Annotated in this window: 18 protein-coding genes, 1 tRNA gene and 3 pseudogenes; 5 read left to right on the forward strand and 17 right to left on the reverse strand. The window is 65.1% G+C overall.

The genetic code is table 11. From position 1 onward, the window contains the following. Nucleotides 1-5: 5 nt before the first annotated feature. From ACX5I6_RS14905 to ACX5I6_RS14960, 12 genes and pseudogenes are all read right to left on the reverse strand, one after another. Nucleotides 6-1,991 (reverse strand): helix-turn-helix transcriptional regulator, encoded by a 1,986-nt coding sequence (locus ACX5I6_RS14905; RefSeq protein ID WP_461840974.1) that lies wholly within the window; start codon nt 1,989-1,991, stop codon nt 6-8. Between the two features lie 103 nt (nt 1,992-2,094). Next, a complete protein-coding gene (locus tag ACX5I6_RS14910) occupies nt 2,095-2,490 on the reverse strand; it encodes an FKBP-type peptidyl-prolyl cis-trans isomerase (RefSeq protein WP_285243018.1) in 396 nt (131 codons plus the stop codon). Between the two features lie 66 nt (nt 2,491-2,556). Next, a complete protein-coding gene (locus tag ACX5I6_RS14915; RefSeq protein WP_018761347.1) occupies nt 2,557-3,525 on the reverse strand; it encodes an FKBP-type peptidyl-prolyl cis-trans isomerase in 969 nt (322 codons plus the stop codon). Between the two features lie 113 nt (nt 3,526-3,638). Continuing rightward, nucleotides 3,639-5,003 carry a Pup--protein ligase gene (gene pafA, locus ACX5I6_RS14920; RefSeq protein ID WP_461840975.1) on the reverse strand — a complete coding sequence of 455 codons (1,365 nt, stop codon included), beginning with the start codon at nt 5,001-5,003 and terminating at the stop codon, nt 3,639-3,641. Nucleotides 5,004-5,012: 9 nt separating this feature from the next. Beyond that, nucleotides 5,013-5,723, reverse strand: coding sequence for a proteasome subunit alpha (prcA, locus tag ACX5I6_RS14925; RefSeq protein WP_461840976.1), 711 nt, complete (start codon nt 5,721-5,723; stop codon nt 5,013-5,015). Between the two features lies 1 nt (nt 5,724). Continuing rightward, nucleotides 5,725-6,546 carry a proteasome subunit beta gene (prcB, locus tag ACX5I6_RS14930; protein WP_018761344.1) on the reverse strand — a complete coding sequence of 274 codons (822 nt, stop codon included), beginning with the start codon at nt 6,544-6,546 and terminating at the stop codon, nt 5,725-5,727. Nucleotides 6,547-6,625: 79 nt separating this feature from the next. Then, on the reverse strand, nt 6,626-6,829 hold the full coding sequence (locus ACX5I6_RS14935) for a ubiquitin-like protein Pup (RefSeq protein WP_018761343.1): 204 nt from the start codon (nt 6,827-6,829) through the stop codon (nt 6,626-6,628). Nucleotides 6,830-6,913: 84 nt separating this feature from the next. Next, entirely contained in the window at nt 6,914-8,587 is a 1,674-nt protein-coding gene (gene dop, locus ACX5I6_RS14940; RefSeq protein ID WP_461840977.1) for a depupylase/deamidase Dop, read from the reverse strand. After that, nucleotides 8,584-10,335 (reverse strand): proteasome ATPase, encoded by a 1,752-nt coding sequence (gene arc, locus ACX5I6_RS14945; protein ID WP_461840978.1) that lies wholly within the window; start codon nt 10,333-10,335, stop codon nt 8,584-8,586. The genes dop and arc overlap by 4 nt, the downstream gene beginning before the upstream one ends. Nucleotides 10,336-10,417: 82 nt before the next feature. After that, nucleotides 10,418-11,482: a tRNA (adenine-N1)-methyltransferase gene (locus ACX5I6_RS14950; protein WP_461840979.1), complete on the reverse strand. Its 1,065-nt coding sequence runs from the start codon at nt 11,480-11,482 to the stop codon at nt 10,418-10,420. A 99-nt stretch (nt 11,483-11,581) separates the two neighbouring features. Next, nucleotides 11,582-12,771, reverse strand: a pseudogene (locus ACX5I6_RS14955) (site-2 protease family protein). Beyond that, nucleotides 12,764-13,495 (reverse strand): HAD family hydrolase, encoded by a 732-nt coding sequence (locus ACX5I6_RS14960; protein ID WP_461840980.1) that lies wholly within the window; start codon nt 13,493-13,495, stop codon nt 12,764-12,766. Before ACX5I6_RS14960 ends, ACX5I6_RS14955 begins: the two are co-directional and overlap by 8 nt. 151 nt (nt 13,496-13,646) lie before the next feature. On the opposite strand from ACX5I6_RS14960, the gene ACX5I6_RS14965 reads away from it, so the two are divergent. Continuing rightward, nucleotides 13,647-14,552 carry a PAC2 family protein gene (locus tag ACX5I6_RS14965; RefSeq protein ID WP_018761337.1) on the forward strand — a complete coding sequence of 302 codons (906 nt, stop codon included), beginning with the start codon at nt 13,647-13,649 and terminating at the stop codon, nt 14,550-14,552. Between the two features lie 78 nt (nt 14,553-14,630). On the opposite strand, the pseudogene mshC reads toward ACX5I6_RS14965, so the two are convergent. Together mshC and ACX5I6_RS14975 are read right to left on the reverse strand one after the other, a co-directional pair. Further along, nucleotides 14,631-15,907: pseudogene (mshC, locus tag ACX5I6_RS14970) on the reverse strand (cysteine--1-D-myo-inosityl 2-amino-2-deoxy-alpha-D-glucopyranoside ligase). A gap of 15 nt (nt 15,908-15,922) precedes the next feature. After that, nucleotides 15,923-16,756 (reverse strand): undecaprenyl-diphosphate phosphatase, encoded by an 834-nt coding sequence (locus ACX5I6_RS14975; RefSeq protein ID WP_018761335.1) that lies wholly within the window; start codon nt 16,754-16,756, stop codon nt 15,923-15,925. Nucleotides 16,757-16,807: 51 nt separating this feature from the next. Here ACX5I6_RS14975 and ACX5I6_RS14980 point away from each other — a divergent pair, with 51 nt between their 5' ends. Beyond that, nucleotides 16,808-17,737, forward strand: a complete 930-nt coding sequence (locus ACX5I6_RS14980) for an aldo/keto reductase (protein ID WP_461840981.1) — start codon at nt 16,808-16,810, stop codon at nt 17,735-17,737. Between the two features lie 48 nt (nt 17,738-17,785). Here ACX5I6_RS14980 and ACX5I6_RS14985 read toward each other — a convergent pair whose 3' ends face one another. Beyond that, nucleotides 17,786-18,049, reverse strand: a complete 264-nt coding sequence (locus tag ACX5I6_RS14985; RefSeq protein ID WP_018761333.1) for a hypothetical protein — start codon at nt 18,047-18,049, stop codon at nt 17,786-17,788. Between the two features lie 40 nt (nt 18,050-18,089). On the opposite strand from ACX5I6_RS14985, the gene ACX5I6_RS14990 reads away from it, so the two are divergent. After that, entirely contained in the window at nt 18,090-18,323 is a 234-nt protein-coding gene (locus ACX5I6_RS14990) for a DUF5703 family protein (RefSeq protein WP_018761332.1), read from the forward strand. Between the two features lie 62 nt (nt 18,324-18,385). On the opposite strand, the gene ACX5I6_RS14995 is transcribed toward ACX5I6_RS14990, so the two are convergent. Beyond that, the gene (locus ACX5I6_RS14995; protein ID WP_461840982.1) at nt 18,386-19,546 is read right to left on the reverse strand and encodes an acyl-CoA dehydrogenase family protein; all 1,161 of its coding nucleotides are present in this window, start codon (nt 19,544-19,546) and stop codon (nt 18,386-18,388) included. A gap of 9 nt (nt 19,547-19,555) precedes the next feature. Beyond that, a pseudogene (locus ACX5I6_RS15000) lies at nt 19,556-20,859 on the reverse strand (M20/M25/M40 family metallo-hydrolase). Between the two features lie 168 nt (nt 20,860-21,027). Here ACX5I6_RS15000 and ACX5I6_RS15005 point away from each other — a divergent pair. Together ACX5I6_RS15005 and ACX5I6_RS15010 are read left to right on the forward strand one after the other, a co-directional pair. Next, nucleotides 21,028-21,111 (forward strand) — tRNA-Leu (locus ACX5I6_RS15005). 120 nt (nt 21,112-21,231) lie between these two features. Then, a complete protein-coding gene (locus tag ACX5I6_RS15010; RefSeq protein WP_461840983.1) occupies nt 21,232-22,149 on the forward strand; it encodes an NmrA family NAD(P)-binding protein in 918 nt (305 codons plus the stop codon). Nucleotides 22,150-22,163 lie beyond the last annotated feature (14 nt).

Below are 22,163 nucleotides of genomic sequence, written 5' to 3' on the forward strand. Positions count from 1 at the left end.
GAAGTCTATCCGCCGTAGGTTGCCAGCGACGCCGCGAGCCATTCCCTCGCCGCACCGGCAACTTCCGCCGGCGCCAGGATCCTGGCCGTGCCCCCGTGCTGGGCCACGAACATGGGCAGCCAGGCGGTGTTGCCAAACCTGATCTCGGCCACCAGGCCGCCGTCGGGCAATTCCGCGGTGCGCTCCGCGTAGTAGTCGTCCGCCAGGCCCCTCCCCTGCCGGGTGAGCTGGATGACCACTGTGGTGTCGTCGTCGTTGGGGGTGAAGAGTTTGGCGGGCACCCCGCCGCGGGGCGTGGCGTGGCCGCCGGCAGGTGCGCCGTTGGGGTGTACCTCCTGCACCCGGTCCAGGCGGAAGTTCCGGAGCCCTGACACACTGTGGCACCAGGCTTCGAAGTACCAGGTGTTGTCCAGTGAATAGAGCCGTAGGGGATCGACATCCCGGACCGTGACCGCGTCCCGCTGGGGCGAGAGGTAGGTCAGCCGGAGTTGGGAGCGGGTTTCAATAGCTTGCCGGACGGTGGCATGGGTTTGGGCGTCTGCAGGTGCCACCTGTGGGCCGGCGATGGAGGCCGCCTGGAGGCCCTCCTCACCGGCTGCGGCGAGCAGCTTGAGGGTGACCGATTCCAATGCCCCTCCGCCTGGCAGGTCGGGCAAGCCGTTGAGCGTTTCGAGGCCGGTCAGCAGTGCGCAGGCTTCCTCCACGGTGAATCGGACGGGCCGCTTCAGGTCCAGATCCTGGGAAATGAAGACGTGGCCGTCTTCCCACTGGATATCAAGCAGGTCATCCGGGTAACCCTCGGGCAGCCCGGAGCAGATGAGGATCTGGAGATCAGCCTCCAGCTCCTCGCGGGTGATCCCAAAATGTTTTGCGACATCCTGGATGTGCAGGCCCTGGTTGTGGACCAGGAAGGGGACCAGTTGGAGCATGCGCTTGAGCTGGTCCTCGGAGGTTCCCTTGCGGGCGGCCCGGGCGGGGACGTCGACGAACGTGTACGCGGGGACAGGTGCGGCGCTGAAGGCGGCGGCGGCCCTAAGGCGGCGGCGCACGGCAGCGGCGAGGTCTTCCGGGTCCACTGCCAGCGCGTCCGGCCCGTAGGAGGCGAGTTCCTCGGCCAGCACTTCCGGATCCCTGTACTCCAGCACAAGCCGGTCAAAGCCGTCGGCGGGCCGTCCGCCCGGCACCTGCATTGCGGCGGCTCCGGCACGGCTGCGCAGGGCGAGGAGGCGCCCCTTCCTGACGTCCACGACGGCGGTGCGCTGCGGCAATTCAGGCAGCCGGTCCAAGGCGGCGCGGATGCTGAAGTCCGCAGGCGGGGCGTACTGGTCTTTGCTCATTACCGTGACGGCGCTGGTGAATCGGGACAGGCGGAAATGCCGGGGGGCGTTGCGGGTGCGGTCCAGCCCCATCAGGTACCACTGGCCAAAGCGGCTGCCAAGGCCCCAGGGTTCCACCACCCGTTCTTCCTCCTTGCCGGTGCTGCCGGCCAAGTAAGTGAAGCTGACGGGATGCCGGGCATGCATGGCGGCCACGATGTCATCGAAGGCCTGCCCGGCGGGCTTGATCCGGGGTTGGACACCGGCGGGCAGTTCAACGTCCGCCAGCCTCCCGGAGGCCTGGATTTTGCGCAGTGCGCTCTGTGCCGCCGTGCCCAGGGCGGCCCGCTCCCAAAGCTGCGAGGCGAGCAGCAGGACGGTCCATTCCTCCGGTCCCAGCTGGACGTCGGGGAGCCTGTTGGATTCCTTGCCGATCCGATAGCGCGTGGTGGCGGGATCGTCTTCGCTCCAGCCGGTGTCCGTGAGGGTCTCAACCTCGAAGCCCATTGCCCGCAGGTCGTTCTTGTCGCGCTCGAACATCCGTCCAAATGCCACGTCGTTGCCGGAAGCATCATGGTAGACCTTTTCCCGGAGTTCACTGCGCCGCAGCCCATAGCGGGTGTTCAGGAGCGCGATCAGCAGGTTGAGGAGTCGTTCAGTGCGGGATACGGACACCTTGGCTACGTTACTAAACTCCTCCGCCTAAAACCGAAAGCGCGGCAGCACCGGGAAACATCCCTGTGCTGCCGCGCCTGTGGTTGGTGCGGTGTGCTGAAAGTCAGCGGACCCCGACGAGGTCCACCACGAAGATCAGTGCCTCGTTGGGCTTGATCGCTCCACCGGCTCCACGGGAACCGTATGCCAGTTCTGAGGGGATTTCGAGGCGGCGGCGGCCGCCGACCTTCATGCCCAGCAGGCCCTGGTCCCAGCCTTGGATGACCTGGCCGACGCCGACCCGGAAGTCCAGCGGTGCGCCGCGGCCCCAAGAGGCGTCGAATTCTTCACCCGTGGACCAGGCGACGCCAACGTAGTGGGTGGAGACGGTGTCGCCAGCCTGGGCTTCCCGGCCGTCGCCCTCAATGAGGTCGGTGATGACCAGTTCCGTGGGGACGTCGCCTTCCGGAAAATCGATCTCGGGCTTCTGGCGGTCGAATTCCCGCTGTCCAAACGACATGCTTGCTCCTCTGCGTGAGTGTTCTGGTGGGTGCCGCGAAAGGATGCGGCCTCCTTGTAAGTGTTGCTACTTGACCCCGAGGATGTCCACTACGAAGACAAGGTCACCCTTCGCCTGGCCCTGGCCGGCGTCGCCGTAAGCCAGGTCCTTGGGGATGACGAGCAGGACACGGGAGCCTACGGTCTTGCCGGCCAGGCCCTGGGTCCAGCCCTTGATGACACCGGTCAACGGGAAGGTTGCCGGTTGGCCGCGGTCGAAGCTGGAATCAAACTTTGTGCCGTCGGCGAGGTTGACGCCAACGTAGTTCACGGTCAGGGTGTCGGATTCCTTGACGGTGGCGCCCGTGCCCTTGATCAGGTCCTGCGATACGAGGGATGTGGGCGCGGGGGCACCCGCAACGTTGATTTCCGGCTTGCCGTCTTTTTCCGTCACGGTGGGCAGGCCGGGAGGCGGCGTCACGGTCTCGCCTTGGGGCTTGTCCAGGACGGGCGTGGAGTCGGCAGCGGAAATGACCTTGATGATCAGCAACTGGGTGGGATCAGCTGCGGCGCTAGGGCTGGGGCTGGCGCCGTCGGACGGGCTGGGGCTTGCCGACGGGGCACTTTGCTGGCCGGGGACGGCCAAGGCCAGGCTGGATCCGACCTTCGCGCCAACGAACGCGTTGTAGATGACCGGGCTGCTGGTCTTGAGGTCGTCGGTCAGCTCGAGGCTCTCGGGCTCGCTGGGGAACGTGTCCTCCAGCTGGGATCCGTCCGTGCCGTTCAGGGCCAGGATTGAAATTTTGGCTACCTGGTTTGCCTTGACGGCGTCGCCGCTGCCTTGGGAAACGACCTTGATGGTCGGTTCGGTGACGGACAGGGGCTTGTCGAAGTCCACACCAGGGGCCTTCTTGTCCCCGTTGTCCGTGAGTTTGAGGGAGTCGAACTTTGCAGTCTCCCCGGCAGACTGGCTGGTGGGCTCAGGCTGTGAAGCTGTGCCTCCACAGGCGGTCAGCAGCAGCAGGCCGGGAAGGAGGATTGCTAGTAGTCGGCGCACGTAGGAAACTTTCGTCGGGGCAAGATGGATACGGCAGTCCGCATGGCAGCGGACAATGCCGTGGAAGGTCCCGTTAAAAGGACCTTATCCAGAATAGACCCTGAAGCTGGACGTCAGCCCATAGAGTCCAGCAGGGCATCCACGCGCTCATCCACGCTGCGGAACGGATCCTTGCAGAGAATGGTCTGGTGGGCACGGTCGTTGAGCTTCAGGTGCACCCAGTCCACCGTATAGTCGCGTCCCAACTCCTGGGCCCGGCGGACAAAGTCGCCCCGCAGCTTGGCGCGCGTGGTTTGCGGCGGCGCGTCCACGGCTCCCTTGATGACGGTATCGTCAACGATGCGGCGCACGGCACCGCGGGACTGCAGCAGATAGTAGATGCCCCGGCTGCGGGAGATGTCGTGGTACGTCAGATCGAGCTGGGCGATGCGGGGCGCCTCCAGGCCCAGGCCATGGCGTTCGCGGTAATTGTCCATCAGCTTCTTCTTTATGGCCCAGTCGATTTCGGTATCGATGCTCCTGGTATCGCCGGTTTCGATCGCGTGGAGGGTCCGTTCCCACAGGTCCAGGATGACTGGAACGTGCGGGTTGTGCGCGCCATGTTCCTGGACGAAAGCGGTGACCTTGGTGAGGTACTCCTGCTGGATCTCAAGGGCGGCGAGCTGGCGGCCGTTGGCGAGCCGCACGAGTGCCCTTCCGCTGAGGTCATGGGAAATTTCGCGGATGCTCCGGATGGGGTTTTCCATCCGCATGTCGCGCATGATCACGCCTGCCTCGATCATCCGCAGGACCAGGTCCACGGTGCCCACCTTCATGAGCGCTGTGGCCTCTGACATGTTCGAGTCCCCGACGATGACGTGGAGCCGACGGTAGAACTCGGCATCCGCGTGCGGCTCGTCCCGGGTGTTGATGATGGGACGCGACCGGGTGGTGGCCGAGGAGACGCCCTCCCAGATGTGGTCGGCACGTTGGGAGAACGCGTACGTGGCCCCGTGCGGCGTCTTCAGGATCTTTCCGGCCCCTGCGATGAGCTGGCGGGTCACCAGGAAGGGAATCAGGATCTCGGCGAGGCGGGAAAACTCGCCGCGCCGCGGGATGAGGTAGTTCTCGTGGCTGCCGTAGGAGTTCCCGGCGGAGTCCGTGTTGTTCTTGAACAGGTAGACGGTGCCGTTGAAGCCTTCTGCTGCAAGCCTCGCCTGGGCTTCGTCCACGAGGTCGTCGAGGATCAACTCACCCGCACGGTCGTGGGCGATCAGTTGGGCAAGGTCATCGCACTCGGCGGTGGCGTACTCGGGGTGGGATCCAACATCGAGGTAGAGCCGGGAGCCGTTGGTGAGGAAAACATTGGATGAGCGGCCCCAGCTGACCACCTTACGGAAGAGGTACCGCGCCACCTCTTCAGGAGCAAGAGGCCTCGAATCCGGGCTTGAATACGAGATCCCGAATTCGGTTTCGATGCCGAAGATTCTCTTGTCCATGTGGTCCTCCTAGGCCAGCAATGCCGTAATGTCCGCGTCGTTCAGCCTGCGGAAGGCGCGCCGTGTCCCGCGGGAGCTTTCGGAATGCCTGTCCAGGACCGCCACCTCGAGGGCGCTTGCGGGCAGCGGGGTGGGCGGTTGGTCCGTGTCCGGGGCGGGGGTCAGCCCTTTCAGGGCCAGGCGGACGGCGTCGGCGAACCCCAGGGAGGCCTGCCAGCCGGCGTCGATGGCGGAGGAGACTTTCTCGGCCTGCCCACCCATGACGACGAAGCTGTGTTCGTCTGCGATCGAGCCGTCGAAGGTCAGGCGGTACAGGTGGTCGTCGGCCTGGGTGGGGCCCACCTCGGCGACGGCAAGCTCCACCTCGAAGGGCTTTTGCTCGGCGGTGAAGACTGCTCCGAGGCTTTGCGCGTACACGCTGGCCAGCCCGCGGGCGGTGACGTCCTCGCGGTCATAGGAGTAGCCGCGAACGTCGGCGTAGCGGACACCTGCCTGGCGGAGGCTTTCAAATTCGTTGTATTTCCCTACGGCTGCGAAAGCGATTTTGTCGTAAATCTCGCCGATCTTGTGCAGTGACGGGGAAGGGTTCTCGGCGACCAAGGCGATGCCGTCCGCGCAGCTGATCACCACCACCGAGCGGCCGCGGGCGATGCCCTTCCGCGCGAAGTCCGCGCGGTCCTTCATCAGCTGTTCAGGCGAGACATAGAACTGCTGCGTCATCTCAGGCCTCCCGTCCGGCGATGGTGCGGGATTCGATGATGTTCCGCGACGCGGCCGATAGTTCGGCGTCCGGAACCCGCCGGGCGCCCGTCCTGTCCACGGTATAGACCACCGGCCACAACTGCCGGACGGTATCCGGACCGCCGGTGGCGGAGTCATCGTCCGCCGCGTCGTATAGGGATTCCACGGCCACGGACAGCGCCTCGGCGGCGGTGAGGTTGGGCCGCCAAAGCTTCTTCAAGGCCCCGCGGGCGAAGACTGAACCCGAGCCCACCGTGTGGTGTTCGTGTTCCTCGTACCTGCCCCCGGTGACGTCATAGGAGAACAACCTGCCCACGTTGGCGCCCGTGTCGAAGCCGGCGAAGAGCGGTACCACTGCCAGGCCCTGCAATGCCATGGGCAGATTGCCCCTGATCATGGCGCCCAGCCGGTTTGCCTTTCCCTCAAGGCTGAGCTGGGTGCCCTCGATCTTTTCGTAGTGCTCAAGTTCAACCTGGAAGAGCCGGGTCAGGTCGATCGCAATGCCTGCGGTTCCGGCGATGCCAAGGACCGAGAAGCGGTCGGCGGGGAAAACCTTCTCAATGTGCCGGCTGGCAATGACATTGCCCATGGTGGCCCGCCGGTCGCCCGCCATCAGGACACCGTCGGTGTAGCTCATCGCTACGATCGTGGTGGCGTGGGGAACCTGCACGGGGGCAGCCGCTGACGCGCTGCCGGAGAAGGACCGGCTAAAGGGCAATAGCTCCGGCCGGTCCCGCTGCAGATGCTCGGTAAAGGACGAGGTGGCGTTGGCGGCTACCTGGTTGGCGGTTGATTCCTGCACTCATCACTCCTTGAACGTGGTACCTCAACGTCGGTACAGATTCCGGCCGGCCGCGGCTTCCGCCACCCATCAGTCCGGGTTACTGGCCGCCCTTTTGGACGAAGGCCCGGACGAATTCTTCGGCGTTCGATTCCAGCACGCCGTCGATTTCATCCAGGAGGTCGTCCACGCCTTCGGTCGACGCCGATGCCTGCGCCTCGGGCGGTGCCGGGGGTGCCTCGGGAATGTCGTCTTCGACCTGGCTGTCACGTGACTGCGGCTGCTGTTGCTCCTGGCCTGCCATCGGTTTCCCTCCTCGTTCTTCCGGCGGATCCGGCGGATCCTCCGATATCCCCATCCTGCCACGGGACGGGCATTCCGGCGCGGTTTACGCCGCAGGCGGAGTGCTGTTGTGTCCCAGCAGTTCTCCCAGGAACGGTCCTGCTTCCCGGTAGCGCTCAAACAACGCTCCGGTCAGCTCTTTGGTTCCCCTCAAGGGCTCCCGGGTGGGCACGCGTTGGAGCCGTCCGTAACCCGGTACGTCGAAGATCACCGAATCCCAGCTGGCGCCCACGACGTCCTTGCCGAAGCTGCTGATGCACTTGCCGCGGAAGAACGCCCGCGTGTCCTCCGGAGGCTCCGCCACTGCGGCGGCGATGGCGGCGTCGTCCACCACACGCTGCATCCGGCCCCTGGCGAGCATGCGGTAGTACAGGCCCTTTTCAGGCCTGATGTCAGACCACTGCAGATCCACCAAGCCGAGCCGGGCATCACTCCATTCCAGTCCGTCGCGTTGGCGGTAGCCGTCCAGCAGGGAGAGTTTCGCCAGCCACTCCACGGACCCCGCGGCCGCCGTCCGGTCGTTGTCCAGCTGCGTCAGGACGGTGGCCCACCGTTCCAGGACGTTGTGGGTGTGGCCGTCGCCGTCCAGGGCGTCGCCCACACCGGTGTCCTGCGCAAGTTTTGCGGCGGCCTCGTGGTACATCCACTGAAGGTCCAGCGCCGTCACCCGACGGCCGTCCAGGAGGCGCAGCTTGGCGGTCAGCGACGTGTCGTGGCTGACCGTCTTCAGTGCGGTGACAGGCTCGTAGACCTCGATTTTTGGTGCCAGCCCGGCTTCGATCAGGCTGAGGACCAGTGCGGTGGTACCGAACTTGAGGTAGTTGGAGACTTGGCTGAGGTTGGCATCCCCAATGATTACGTGCAGGCGCCGATACTTGTCCGCGGTGGCGTGCGGCTCGTCCCGGGTGTTGATGATGGGCCTGCGGATGGTGGTTTCCAGCCCGACTTCCGCCTCAAAGAAGTCGGCCCGCTGGCTGACCTGGAAACCGGGAGTGGAACTGTCCTGGCCCAGACCCAAGCGTCCGGCTCCGCACACCACCTGCCGGCTCACGAAGAAGGGTGTCAGTCCGCGGACAATGTCGCCAAATGGCACGGATCGGGGCATGAGGTAGTTTTCATGCGACCCATAGGAAACGGACTTGTTGTCGGTGTTGTTCTTGTAGAGATTGACCTGGGGCAGGGCAGGGTCGGCTGCCAGGCGCCGAACCGCGGCCAGGGCGACGAGGTCGCCCGCTGCGTCCCAGGCCACGGCGTCGCGCGGGTTGGTCACCTCGGGGCTTGAGTACTCCGGGTGGGCATGGTCAACGTACAGCCGTGCCCCGTTGCCAAGGACCATGTTCATCAGCAGGGACCCCGACTCGTCCTGGCCGTCCAGCTCAAGTTCCTCGCGGCCGTAAGCCAACGCTACGGACTCGGCGTCAAGCACCGGCGGCTGGTCGGTCAGCTGGCTGGGGTGCGCCGATCCGCGGTCCACCGTCCAGCCCCGGGCATCATGCAGGGGTTCTTCATCCGTGTAGTCCCACCGGGTTTCCGCTCCCCCGGCGGCCCGCTGCCGGGTGACCTGGGCGTAGGCCTGGACCACGCGGGCACTCATCATGGTGGCGTTGGCCGAGGGTGCGGAGGGAGCATGGATGCCGTACTCGGTTTCCGCGCCCATGACCCGCATGGCCCCGCCGGCAGGGAGGGCGCCCCCGACGGCGGGTCCTGATCCACCCGTCATAGATACTGTCCCGTGGTGGGCATGGTTTCGATCGACTTCCCGGGCTCCTGCCCGGCCTTGCCTTGGACGATGGTCCGGATATAGGTGATCCGTTCGCCCTTCTTCCCGGAGATGCGCGCCCAGTCGTCAGGGTTGGTGGTGTTGGGCATGTCCTCGTGTTCGCGGAATTCGTCCACGACCGCGCGCAGCAGGTGCTCGATCCGGAGACCTTTCTGGTGTGATGTCAGCAGGTCCTTGATGGCATACTTCTTGGCCCTGTCCACCACGTTCTGCACCACGGCACCGGAGTTGAAGTCCTTGAAGTACAGCATTTCCGTGTCACCGTTGGCGTAGGTGACCTCCAGGAACTCGTTGGATTTGTCGGTGGAGTACATCGCCTCCACGGTGCGCTGGACCATGGCGTCGACGGTGGCCTGGACATCACCGTTGTGTTCGGCCAGGTCTGATTCGTGGAACGGCAGGTCCGGAGTGATGTATTTGTTGAAGATGTCGGCCGCTGCCTCCGCATCGGGCCGCTGGATCTTGACCTTCACGTCAAGCCGGCCGGGCCGCAGGATGGCGGGATCGATCATGTCCTCGCGGTTGGATGCGCCGATGACGATCACGTTGTCCAGGCGCTCGACGCCGTCGATCTCGCTGAGGAGCTGGGGCACGATGGTGGTTTCGACGTCGGACGAAATGCCGGTGCCGCGGGTGCGGAACAGCGAGTCCATTTCGTCGAAGAACACCACGACGGGGCTGCCGTCCGAGGCCTTCTCCCGGGCGCGGGCGAAGATCAGGCGGATGTGCCGCTCGGTCTCGCCAACGTACTTGTCGAGGAGTTCCGGGCCCTTGATGTTCAGGAAGTAGCTCTTCAGGTCGACATTCCCGGACCGCTCCGCGGCGCGGGCCGCGAGCGAGTTGGCAACGGCCTTGGCAATCAGGGTCTTGCCGCAGCCGGGAGGGCCATACAGCAGGATGCCCTTGGGAGCCTTGAGGCCGTGCTCCCGGTAGAGGTCCGGGTGCAGGAACGGCAGTTCCACGGCGTCCCGGATCTGCTCGATCTGGGGGCCAAGGCCGCCGATGTCCTCGTACGTGATGTCCGGAACTTCCTCGAGGACAAGGTTTTCCACCTCTGAGCGGGGAACCTTCTCCAGCGCGTATCCGGTCCGGGAATCGACGGAGAGGGCATCGCCGACCCGCAGTTTTTCGGACAGGAGCGCACCGGAGAGCCGGACAACGCGTTCTTCGTCCGCGCGGCCAACCACAAGGGCGCGGTCCCGTCCGAGCATTTCCTTCAGGGTGGCGAGCTCACCTGCCCGCTCGTAGCCCAGCCCCGCGACGATCAGGAGTGCCTCGTTCAGCAGCACTTCCTGGCCGACCGCAAGCTGGTTGATGTTGACCAGCGGGCTGATGCCCACGCGCATCTTCCGGCCCGCGTTGAAGATGTCCACCGATTCCTCGGTGGCAGCCTGGCCGCTGTTGCCGGGGGCGGGCTGCCGTTTCGGGTTGATTTGGAGGATGGTGCCGAAGCTGTACGGCGGCTGTCCTTCCTGGTCCAAGGCGTTCTTAAGCCGCAGGATTTCCGCTTTCGCGGTCTCAAGCATGGTGACCAGCTTGGTGTTGTTTTGGGTTGCCGCTGCGAGCTGGCGGTCGATGTGCCTGAGCTTGTCCCGAAGTATGTTGACCTGGCGGTCAGCAACCGAGAGGTCGTTGGCGGCAGACTGCTCTGCCGGTGTACGTCCGGAGTCCTGGTTTGGAGTCTCCATGATGTATCAGCCCCTTCCTGCGCTTCTCTTAAGACATTAGTCCCAAGAGGGCGGGTAGGGATGGAGACTCCCGAAATATGGACTAGTTCGTAACCTCGGGGGTGTCCACGACATTTGTGCCGGCAATGGCGTCCCGGGCGGCCCGGCGGAGTTTCTTGTCCGACACCGCCCGCTCCCCTACGGCACCGGGGGTCCAGGCATTGACGTCTTCTTCGTTGAATTCGGTCTTCGAAGGGCGGCGCTTCACGGAGATGCCGGTGACGCCGTCGGCGAGCCGGCGGGTGACCAGGAGGAAACCGGTGTGGGCCACCATGCGGTGGTCGGGGCGAACGGCCAAGCCTTCAAGGTGCCAGCCGCGGACCATTGACTCCCAGGCATCGGGTTCCGTGAAGCGACCGTCGGCGCGGATGGCCTCGGCCGTCCGGGAGAGCTGCGTGACGGTGGCTACGTAGTTGATCCACACGCCGCCGGGTGCGAGGACCGTGGCCACGGCGTCGAGGCATTCCCACGGTGCCAGCATGTCCAGGACCACCCTGTCGACGGAGCCGGGGGCCTCGGCCTTGACCACTTCCTCCTGGAAGTCGCCGAGGGAAATCTGCCACGCAGGGTGCGGGCCGCCGAAGATGGTTTCCACGTTGCCGCGGGCGATGTCGGCGAATTCCTCGCGGCGTTCGAAGGAGTGGAGGTAGCCGTTGTCGCCGACCGCACGCAGCAGGGAGATGGACAAGGCACCCGAGCCGACGCCGGCTTCCACCACGCGTGCGCCGGGGAAGATGTCCGCCATGGTGACGATCTGGCCTGCGTCCTTGGGGTAGACGACGGCGGCGCCACGCGGCATGGAGAGGACGAAGTCGGAAAGCAGCGGGCGCAGTGTCTGGTACTGCTGGCCCACATTGTTCACCACGACGGAACCATCCACCTGGCCGATAATCTCGTCGTGGTTCAGGAAGCCGCGGTGCGTGTGAAAGGCGCCGCCACGCTCCAGGGTGATGGTGTTCATCCGGCCGCGTTCGTCAGTCAGCTGGACGCGTTCGCCCTCGCGGAAAGGGCCGCGGCGACGGGCGGCTCCCACCGGCTGCGAGCCGCTGGCGGCAACACCGGATTGTGCTGCGCCCTTGGCGTCGTTGACGGCAGTTTCGCTGCTCATGATTTTTCCTCGCTCCTGTAAACCTGGTTGTGCCGCTCCCTTGGCCCCTCGGGGCTCCAGTTGGCGTTGGCGGCGGCAATGCATGACCGGCAGGTAACTCTACCGGTTCTGGCCCTGAGGGTAGCTATCGTTTCTCAGACTCTTGCCTGTGATGGTTGCGAGGACGGCTTCCTGCGTCAACAGCCCGGTGACCTGTCCGTTGTGGTCCACCACGGCGTAGTGGCGGCCCGCAACCTGGGACAGGAACTGGACCAGCTCTGCCCCTTGGACCACTCAGGAACGTACGCGCCGCCCGCAAGCGGGAAGGAGACGGCATCAATCGGCGTCGAATCCGCCGCGGCGGCGGGGACTGAGTTGAGTGCCTCCGGGTCCACCACGCCTTGCGGCCGTCCGTCCGGTCCGCAGACCACCACTGCCCTTGCCCCGCCTTCGGAGAGGCGGACGGCGTCTCCGGCAGTTGCGGTGGCGGGCAGGCCGGCAGCGGGCATGGACAAAGCCGCGGCACTGACCAGTGGGAGCCTGCCGCGCAGTGTCCCTTGTTGGATGGATGCCGAGGCGCCCATCCACAGGAAGCCACCCACAAGGATGGTGATCATCAGGAAACTGAAGTCGGGGCGGTCACCGGCGAGTAAGGGGCGTACCAGGAACCAGTAGGCGATGGCGAGGACGATGATCCGTCCGCCCCAGCCGGCGGCCACGGTGCCCTTCGCCTGGCTGCCGGTGGCTTTCCAGACGATGGACTCGACCATGCGGCCTCCGTCCAGCGGAAGGCCCGGAAGGACGTTGAAGACACCGATGAGGAAGTTGGCCCACATGAAGATGTTTGTCAGGATCTCGGCGACACTCCCGAGGCTGTTGGTGCCAAGCACCAGCCATGCACCCCCGGCGAGGATGAAGTTGGCCGCCGGTCCGGCAAGGGCCACCACTACGGAGCGTCCCGGGGACGCTGTGAAGCTCTCGAACTGGGTGTGGCCGCCCCAGAGGTTAAGGACGATTTTCTGGGTGGGCCAGCCGTAGATCTTCGCGGTGAGGGCGTGGGCCAGTTCATGCACGAGCACAGAGATCAGCAACAGGACGGCGTAGGCGAAAGCGACGACGTAGGCACTGGCGCCCAGCACGGGGTTGTTCCGTGCCAGGACCGGTCCGTACACGATTACGGTAAAGGCTGCGATGACGAACCATGAGTAGGCAAGGACCACGGGGACGCCGGCGATCCGTCCCAGCGGGATCCCCTCGCGGCGTGCGGGGGCATCCTGGCCAGTGCCGGGCTTCGCGCTGTGGTCAGCCACGGGGATCACCCGGGGCGGGTGCCGCGCGGCCATGGGAACCCGCACCCACCAGCAGGGCTTCCAGCTCTCCCAGTGACCGGCCGGCCAGGGAGTCCCAGAGTTCGTAGCTGTCATGGTCGGGCAGGGGAACGATGTGCGGCACTGCCACCGTTGCGACCCCGGAGGCAACCGCTGCAGCCACGCCCGGCACGGAATCTTCCAGCGCGACGCAATGGTGGATGCCGAGCTCGGGGTCGGCTTCCTGCAACAACTCCACTGCCGTCAGGTAGGCCTCCGGATGCGGCTTGCCCTGGGTGACGGTGTCACCGGTGACCAGCACTTCGAAGTAGGGCCTGGGAAGGTTGGCCACCACCTCCCGGGCAAGTGGGCCTTCGGACATGGTGACCAGGGCGCACCGCACCCCGGCTTGGTGGAGTTCTTCCAACAGCTCACGGGCACCGGGCCGCCACGGCACCTGCTGCTGGACGCTGCTGATGACTTGGGCGGTCAGGGCGTCGATGATCTCACGGATTTCCAGCTCCACACCCGCCTGCTGCAACAGTCCGGCAGAAAAAGTCAATGACTGTCCAACCAGCTGCATGGCCTGCTGGTGGCTCCAAGTACCTCCGTGCGCCTCAACCAGTGCCCGCTCAGCGGCGATCCAGTACGGCTCGGTATCCACGATGGTCCCGTCCATATCCCACAGGACGGCCTTGAGCGGTGAACTGGCGGCAGGTATTGACATATAGCCAGTCTACGGGGCGTGGCTGGGCGGAGGCTGTGGGCTACGCCCTTGGCGAATATGACGCGGCAGGGGTGCCACAAGGACGGGTTTACGGGGATTTGCGGCGCTTCAATCCATGCACGACCAAGCACCTTGGACGTAGGGTGAAGAAATGAATAGCTTCGAGGGAGCCACGGCGGAAGAGGGTGCCGGACCCGAGCGGGAACGGTTCCTCCAGCCGGTGGCAGACGGACAGCGCGTAACGGTGATGCTTGCCGCCTTTGAAGGGTGGAACGACGCCGGAGAAGCGGCCAGCGATTCGTTGCGCTATCTGAACAAATTGTGGGGCGGCAAGAAAGTGGCATCCATCGATGCTGACGAGTACTACGACTTTCAGTTCACGCGCCCCACCGTCCGCCGGAACGCGGCAGGCGAACGGAAGATCAAGTGGCCTTCCACCCGGATCTACAAGGCCAGCGCGCCAAATTCCAATGTGGATGTCATCTTTGTGCAGGGCACCGAGCCATCCTATAAATGGCGCGCCTACACCGCTGAGCTGCTGGTTCATGCGGAAGCGCTGCACGTGGATTACGTGGTCCTCGTCGGAGCGCTCCTGGCGGATGTCCCGCACAGCCGCCCGATTCCGGTGAGCACGTCCTCCGACGACGCCCCGCTCCGGGAGCGGATGGACTTGGAAGCTTCCCAGTACGAAGGGCCAGTGGGCATTGTCGGCGTGCTGTCCGAGGTGTCCCTGCTGGCCGGCATTCCCACCGTGTCCTTGTGGGCTGCCGTACCGCACTATGTGGCCCAGGCGCCGTCACCCAAGGCCCAGCTCGCTCTCCTGCACCGGATTGAGGAACTCCTCCAGGTTCCCCTGGATACCCATGAGCTGGCCGAGGAGGCAGAGGCGTGGGAGCGCGGTGTGGATGAGTTGGCCACGGAGGACCCGGAGATCGCCGCCTACGTACGCCAGTTGGAGGAAGCCAAGGATACCGCCGACCTGCCCGAAGCGAGCGGCGAGTCCATTGCCCGGGAATTCGAGCGGTATTTGAAGCGGCGGGGCCAGGACAGGGGCTGAAACCGGCCGGACGCGAAGAGGGCCTGGCCCGGAGGAATCCGGGCCAGGCCCTCTTTATTCCGCCCGAAGCGGAGTTCTTTACAGCTGGATGCCCAGGAGTGCGTCCACCGCGTCCTTTACCAGGGCGGCGTCGGCGGCGCTGGCAGCAGCGCCGGCATCATTGGCATTCCGTGCCCATCGGGATACAGCGGCAACCGCTGCAGGCGCGTTGAGGTCCGCTGCCATGGCTTCACGTATTCCGGCCAGGAGCGCCGTTCCCGAACCTGCGGGGGCATGCTGCAGGGCAGTCCGCCACGCCGCAAGGTCTGCCTTGGCCGCTGCGAACCCTTCATCCGTCCACGACCAGTCAGAACGGTAATGGTGGGACAGGATCGCCAGCCGGATGGCCGCCGGGTCTTCCCCGGCAGCACGGAGCTTCGAAACCAACACCAGGTTGCCTTTGGACTTGCTCATCTTCTCGCCGTCCAACCCAACCATGCCGGCGTGGGCGTAGTGCTTCGCCAGCGGGACTCCAGCCAGCGAGTAGGCGTGGCCGGCGCCCATTTCGTGGTGCGGGAAGATCAGGTCGGAGCCGCCGCCCTGCACGGTGAAGGGCGAGGGCAGGTACTTCTGCGCGATGACGGTGCATTCAATGTGCCAGCCGGGCCGGCCTGCGCCCAGGCTTCCCCGGGCCAGCTTGGTTCACCGTCCCGTGCCACCCGCCACAGCAACGGATCCAGGGCCTGCCGCTTTCCGGCGCGTCCCGGGTCGCCGCCGCGTTCGGCGAAAAGCTCCAGCATGGCGCTTTCGCCCAGGTGGGAAATGGCTCCAAGTGCCCACGCGTCAGGGGCGGTTGACTGTTTGCCGGCTGCCTCGACGTCGTAATAGACGTCTCCGTCGGGTTCGCCGTTACTGCCATCCACTGTGTAGGCCAGGCCCATGCTTACCAGCCGCTCCACTTCCGGCACGATGAGCGCGATGGACTCAACAGCGCCCACGTAGTGGTCCGGCGCCAGGACGTTGAGGGCTTCCATGTCGGTCTGGAAGAGCTCCACCTGTTCGGCGGCCAAATCGCGCCAGTCCACCCCGGTGGCCGTGGCGCGCTCAAGCAGGGGGTCGTCCACGTCGGTGACGTTCTGGACATAGGACACCTCGCTGCCGGCGTCGCGCCACGAACGGTTCAGCAGGTCGAAGGCGACATAGCTGGCGGCGTGACCCATGTGGGTTGCGTCGTAGGGGGTGATGCCGCAGACGTACATGGACGGCCTGGCATCCGGTTCGAGGGCCACTTCGCGGCCTGCCGCAGTGTCGAACAGCCGGATGGCGGGCATGTTTCCGGGCAGGGCAGGTACGGGGCGGGAAGTCCAGGATTTCACAGGTAAAGCCTAGTCCTAGGCGCTGATGACGTTGAAACCGAGCAGGAGGTAGAGGGCGAGGCCCAGGAAGATCCGGTACCAGACGAACAACCTGTAGCTGCGCGTGGAGACGAACTTCAGGAACCAGCCGATGATGACGTACCCCACCACCAGGGCGATCACAGTGGCCAGGGCGGTCTCAGGCAGCCCGAACGGCCCCGTAATGCCTTCCTTGGTGACCACTTTGTAGAGCTGGTACAGGCCACTGCCGAACACGGCGGGGATGGCGAGCAGGAAGGAATAACGGGCGGCGGCCTCACGGGTATAGCCCATCAGGAGCCCGGCGGTAATGGTGCCGCCGGAGCGTGATACCCCCGGGATCAGGGCCATGGCCTGGGCGAGGCCGTAAAAGATGCCGTGCTTGTAGGTCAAGTGGGCCAGGTCCCGTTTTTGGGCGCCGATGGCGTCCGCCACCGCGAGGATGAGGCCAAAGACAATCAGCATGGTGGCAACGATCCACATGCTGCGGAGGACCGACTCGATCTGGTCCTGGAAGAGCAGCCCCAGCACGATGATCGGCAAGCTGCCCAGAATCACCAGCCAGCCCATGCGGGCATCGGGATCCTGCCGCGGCACTTTGCCGGCCAATGAGCCCGCCCAGGCTTTGACGATGCGGACAATGTCACGCCAGAAGTAGATGAGCACGGCCGTTTCCGTGCCCAGCTGGGTGATGGCCGTAAAAGCTGCACCCGGATCCTGCGCGTTGGGAAGGAACTCGCCCACAATCCGCAGGTGTGCGCTCGATGAAATCGGTAGAAATTCGGTCAGTCCCTGTACTAGGCCCAGCAGGGCCGCTTCAAACCAGTTCACGCTAAGACCCTACGGCATGGCGGCGGTGGTTCTGCCCGTAAGCTTGCTGCTATGCAGCAGCGTTACGTCGGCAACAGTGGATTGCGAGTTTCAGCCCTCTCCCTGGGCACCCGTTCCTGGGGCCGGGAGACCGATGAGCAGGACGCCTCCGAGTTGCTGCGGACTTTCCTTAGCGCGGGCGGCCGGCATGTGGACACGTCCGCTTCCTACGCTGGCGGGGGCTCCGAAGGGATCCTGGGCGCTCTGCTTGGCGACGTAGTATCCCGCACGGAGATTTCCATCTCCACCAAAGCGGGAATGACGACGCCGGATGGCCGGCGTGCCGTGGATACCTCACGCAATGCGATGCTCAGCGGACTGGACGCCAGCCTGGCCAGGCTGGGCACGGATTACGTGGACCTCTGGTTCGCTGAAGAGTGGGACGGAAACGTTCCCCTCGAGGAGACGCTGGCAGCACTGGAGTTCGCTGTCGGTTCGGGGCGGGCCCGGTACGCCGGAATCTCCAATTTCAAGGGCTGGCAGGCGGCGAAGGCTGCGGCGATCAGCAGCGTTCCGCTCGTGGCCGCCCAGGCCGAGTATTCGTTCCTTAACAGGTCGGCGGAATCGGAACTCATGCCGGCCCTCGAAGACGCCGGGCTGGGCCTGATGGCCTGGGGTCCCCTGGGCCGGGGTGTCCTCACGGGCAAATACCGGGGCAGCATTCCGGCCGGGTCGCGCGGCGCCTCCGCGGGCGAGGCCGATTACGTTGAGCCCTACCTGGAGGAAAAGCCGTCCCGCATCGTGGACGCCGTGTGCATGGCAGCCAACGGGCTGGGACGTTCACCGCAGGATGTCTCATTGTCGTGGCTGCTGTCCCAGCACGGCGTCGCCACAGTTGTTGTCGGTGCCCGCACGAACGTGCAGTTGAAGGAGATCCTCGACGCCCAACTCTCACCGCTGCCGCCCCAAATTGCCCGGGCGCTGGAAGACGTGTCCGGCTAGCGCCCCACCACCGGGATCCCGTGGGCTCCAGAGCGTTTCCCCGCTGCGCTATTCCTCGACAATCTCCAGGTCCTCGTCGTCGTCCACATCGGCTTCATCATCGTCGTCTTCATCGTCGAACACCTGCAACGGGGTAACTTCGTTGTAGGCCTCATAGAGGGCGTCTTCATAAACTTCGAATGCATCTGCAACTGCAAAAAAAGCTGCCTCCACGGAGGGGTCACCATCCCCGCGCCGGTTCGATGCTGCTATAAGGTGTTCTTCCAAAGCGGTGGTCAGGGACGAAAGCGCGACACGCGGATCGATGCTCATGACTTCACGTTAGCCGGAAAAGGACGAAAATGGAGAGCAAATGAAGGAGCAATTTCTCACCAGCTCAGTCCAGCGGGAGCGGGACTATTTACGTCAGTACGAATACCTCGTACTGACGCTCAGCCCTGAGGATTCCCTGCCGGAGGCACGGCGCCGCCTGGTGGAACACTCTGAGTACGGCAAGTGGGAATTGGAACGCAGCAAGCTCTACATGGGCGGCGGCCGCCGTTTTTGGCTGCGCCGCCGGGTCATGCAGGTCCAGCGCACCGTGTAGGGCGGGCTCGGGGAACCAGCGGCCTTTGGGGAACGAACAGGAGCAGACGCTCCGCGCCCTGGTTACTCCTCCAGGGGACCGAGCCAGGCGTTGGCAACGGTGTTGTGGGCTGACTCATCGTCCGACGGGTGGAACATACCGGCCAGCACGTCCCTGTACAGCCGCTCCAGTTCGGAGCCCCTGAAGTAGCTGGATCCGCCGCTGACCCGGATGGCCAGGTCCACTACCCGCCTGGCGGTTTCGGTCGCATTCACCTTCAGCCCCACCAGCTTGGGGAACCACTGGGACCCGTGATCAGCCAGCGCGTCGACGTCCGCCGCCACGGCGTCCAGCTGGGGGTAGAGCGCATCCATGGCCATGGCCGCTTCGGCGACTTTCCAGCGGATATCGGGGTCCTGGGCGTAGCTGCGGCCGCCGTTCTTGAACGATGTGCGCCGCTTCGCCGTCTCCGCGCCCACCGACAGGGCACGCTCCCCCAGCCCCGTATAGACGGCGGCGAGGAGCGTCTCAAAGCAGGCGAAGATGGCAAAGATGAGGGGGTCGGAGTTGGGCCCCACCGGCAGCTTCCGAAAGATCCGGTCCGCCCGGACAGCCGCACCCTCCAGCACCGTGGTGGCAGACTGGCTGGCCCGCATGCCCAGCGTGTCCCAATCGTCAAGGATCCGGTAGCCCGGCGAATCGCGGCGGATGAATCCATGGACAAGCTCTCCCGCTCCATCCCTGGCCGCAGGGTCCTTGCCGAAGATCCCGAGGCGGGTCCAGGCAGGCGACAAGCTCGTGAAGATTTTCGTTCCCGTGAACGTGTACCCGCCGTCGGGGTCCGGCACCGCGGTGGTCCGTGAGTCGAAGAGGACGGAGTCGTTGCCCGCTTCGGAGTTGCCGAACGCAAACACCTCGCCCTGCGCGGCTTCTTCCAGGACGAAGGACAAGGAGTCGTCGCCCCGGGCTGCCAGGACATGTGCGACGCCGGTCCAGACCAAGTGCATATTGACTGCCAGCGCGGTGGCGGGGGCAGCCGTTGCCAGCCTGCGCTGGCACTGCGCCGCCGCCCGGAGCCCAAGGCCCGGACCACCGTCGGACGCCGGTACGAAGAGCTTCAGGTACCCGGCCGCCGCCAACTCCTGCAAGTCCTCGTGGAAGAAGGCGTTGTCCCGGTCGTAGCCGGCGGCGCGTCCCCGGATGCGCTCCAGGAGAGCGTCCGGCAGCAGCTGGTCCGGAGTCACGGCCGGTTCCTAGTAGTTGGTCAGCAGGGTGTTCAACACCCGTGCGCCGAATTTGAGGGAATCGGCCGGGACCCGCTCGTCCACCCCGTGGAACATTCCGGTGAAGTCGAGCTCGTCCGGAAGCATGAGCGGGGCGAACCCGTATCCGGTGATGCCCAGCCGGCTGAGCGACTTGTTGTCCGTGCCACCGGAGAGCGTGTAGGGCAGCACTTTGGCGCCCGGGTCCTCGCTGTGGAGGGCATCGATCATGGAGTCCACCAGGTTGCCGGCGAAGGGAACCTCCAGGGAGACATCGCTGTGGACGTAGCTGACATCAACGCCGGTGCCGGCGAGCTCGCGGACGATCTCCAGGACCTGCTGTTCCTGGCCGGGCAGTGTGCGGCAGTCAACAAGGGCTTCGGCCGACTCCGGGATGACGTTGTGCTTGTACCCGCCTTTAAGGAGGGTGGGGTTGGTGGTGTTCTGCAGGGTGGCACCGACGAAGCGTGCCACGGTGCCAAGCTGGTCCAGCAGGAGGTCCGGATTGTCGGCGTCGAACTCCACACCGGTGAGTTCGGTCACTCCGTCAAGGAACTGGCGGGTCGTGGGGGTGAGTTCGATGGGCCATTTGTACTCGCCGATGCGCGTGACGGCGGCGGCCAGTCGGGTGATCGCGTTGTCCGTGTTGATCTGCGAGCCGTGGCCGGCCCTGCCATGTGCCACCAGCCGAAGCCAGGAGATCCCCTTCTCGGCGGTTTGCAGCAGGTAGGTGCGCTGGCCGCCGATGGTGGCGGAGAAGCCACCCACCTCCGAGATTGCCTCGGTGGCGCCCTCGAAGAGTTCGGGGCGGTTGTCCACGGCGTACCGGGCGCCGTAGACGCCGCCGGCTTCCTCATCGGCGAAGAACGCGAAGATGATGTCGCGCTTGGGCTTCCTGCCGTCCCGGGCGAAGCTGCGCATGACGGACAGGATCATGGCATCCATGTCCTTCATGTCGACGGCGCCGCGTCCCCAGATGAGCCCGTCCTTCAGTTCTGCGCCGAACGGGTCCACCGACCACTGGTCACGCAGGGCAGGAACGACGTCCAGGTGGCCGTGGACCACCAGGGCGCTTGCCGAAGGGTCCTCCCCGCCATCCGGCTCACAACACTGGCACGGCCGGGGGCGGATTCGAAGATCTCCGCGTCCAACCCCACTTCTTCGATCAGCCCTGCTGTGTACTCAGCAGCCGCCCGCTCGCCCGGCCCCGATCCGTCACCGTAGTTGGACGTGTCGATCCGGATGAGTTCCTGGCAAATCCGGACAACTTCATCCTCGGGCAGGACGTCAGGCATTGGTATCTCCTTGGTAGGGAATGACTGGGTGGCACGAGCTGAACCGCTGTCCTCAGCCTACCCATTCGGCCCGATTCGTTCTTCCCGAAAAGTCATGTTAGAGTTTTTCTCGCTGCTTCGGAGAGGCGCGAAACGCTGAAAGGCGGGACGGCTTCCCGAAATACCATCTGCGCGGGTGGCGGAATGGCAGACGCGCTAGCTTGAGGTGCTAGTCCTCGAAAGGGGGTGGGGGTTCAAGTCCCCTCCGCGCACATTGGGAAACCCCGGAAAATCATTGATTTTCCGGGGTTTTTCTGTATCCAGGCAACCCTGGGCGGTCCCCGGGTTGCTTCCCCGTCGTCGCACCACCAATCCCACCGGGAAGAGCAGCCCATGACTACCAATACCGTCCTCGTCGCCGGAGCCACCGGCGACCTCGGCCAACGCATTGTTCGTGAGCTGCTTCGCCACGACACGCTCGTCCGGGTCCTTACCCGTCCCGGGAGCGGCAGGGCGCAGGAAGGCTTCGGCCGGGCGGATCGCGTGGAGGTCCGTGAGGCCGCCTACACGGATCACGCAGGCCTCGTCTCCGCACTGTCCGGCGTCGACACGGTCATCTCGGCTGTCAGCGGGGCGCGTCCGGTCATCATCGACGCGCAAAGGTCGCTCCTGACGGCCGCCATCGAGGCAGGTGTGGCGCGGTTCATACCTTCGGACTACTCCGCTGACTACCGTCGCGTCACTCCCGGCAGCAACCGGAACTTCGAGCTCCGCCGTGATTTCGCCGCTGAACTCGACGCTGCTCCCCTCCGCGTGACGTCCGTGCTGAACGGCGCGTTTGCGGACATGCTCACCGGGCAGGCGCCCATGATCCTGTTCTCGCGCCGCCGGGTCCTCTACTGGTCCTCAGCCGACCAGATCCTCGATTTCACCACCAAAGATGATGTGGCACGCGTTGTCGCGCTTGTCGCCCTCGACAAAAACGCGCCCCGGGTTGTCGAAGTGGCCGGTGACCGTGTCACTGCCCGTTCCGTTGCCCGGACCATGACTGAACTCACGGGAGAGCCCTTTGCGCTGCAGTGGGCGGGTACCACCGGGACCCTGTCTGCGATGGGCAGGATCGGCCGCCGCTTCTCGAAGGACAAGGAGGGAACCTTTCCGGCGTGGCAGGGCATGCAGTATTTCTTCAGCATGTTCAGCGGCCAGGCAGAACTCCGCCATGTCGACAACCATCGCTACGGGCCGCACCGCTGGACCTCGGTCCGCGATGTCCTCCAAGGGCACCTGGCGCGGACAACGGCCGGTCGCTGAGCCCTGACGATATG

It is taken from the genome of Arthrobacter sp. MMS24-T111, assembly GCF_054888995.1.

Bases quoted from the DNA above. Each gene is read 5' to 3' on its own strand.
- ACX5I6_RS14910 (WP_285243018.1), bottom strand. From the start codon at position 2,490: ATGTCGTTTGGACAGCGGGAATTCGACCGCCAGAAGCCCGAGATCGAT.
- pafA (WP_461840975.1), bottom strand. From the start codon at position 5,003: ATGGACAAGAGAATCTTCGGCATCGAAACCGAATTCGGGATCTCGTAT.
- prcA (WP_461840976.1), bottom strand. From the start codon at position 5,723: ATGACGCAGCAGTTCTATGTCTCGCCTGAACAGCTGATGAAGGACCGC.
- ACX5I6_RS14935 (WP_018761343.1), bottom strand. From the start codon at position 6,829: ATGGCAGGCCAGGAGCAACAGCAGCCGCAGTCACGTGACAGCCAGGTC.
- dop (WP_461840977.1), bottom strand. From the start codon at position 8,587: ATGACGGGTGGATCAGGACCCGCCGTCGGGGGCGCCCTCCCTGCCGGC.
- arc (WP_461840978.1), bottom strand. From the start codon at position 10,335: ATGGAGACTCCAAACCAGGACTCCGGACGTACACCGGCAGAGCAGTCT.
- ACX5I6_RS14950 (WP_461840979.1), bottom strand. From the start codon at position 11,482: ATGAGCAGCGAAACTGCCGTCAACGACGCCAAGGGCGCAGCACAATCC.
- ACX5I6_RS14960 (WP_461840980.1), bottom strand. From the start codon at position 13,495: ATGTCAATACCTGCCGCCAGTTCACCGCTCAAGGCCGTCCTGTGGGAT.
- ACX5I6_RS14965 (WP_018761337.1), top strand. From the start codon at position 13,647: ATGAATAGCTTCGAGGGAGCCACGGCGGAAGAGGGTGCCGGACCCGAG.
- ACX5I6_RS14980 (WP_461840981.1), top strand. From the start codon at position 16,808: ATGCAGCAGCGTTACGTCGGCAACAGTGGATTGCGAGTTTCAGCCCTC.
- ACX5I6_RS14985 (WP_018761333.1), bottom strand. From the start codon at position 18,049: ATGAGCATCGATCCGCGTGTCGCGCTTTCGTCCCTGACCACCGCTTTG.
- ACX5I6_RS14990 (WP_018761332.1), top strand. From the start codon at position 18,090: ATGAAGGAGCAATTTCTCACCAGCTCAGTCCAGCGGGAGCGGGACTAT.
- ACX5I6_RS15010 (WP_461840983.1), top strand. From the start codon at position 21,232: ATGACTACCAATACCGTCCTCGTCGCCGGAGCCACCGGCGACCTCGGC.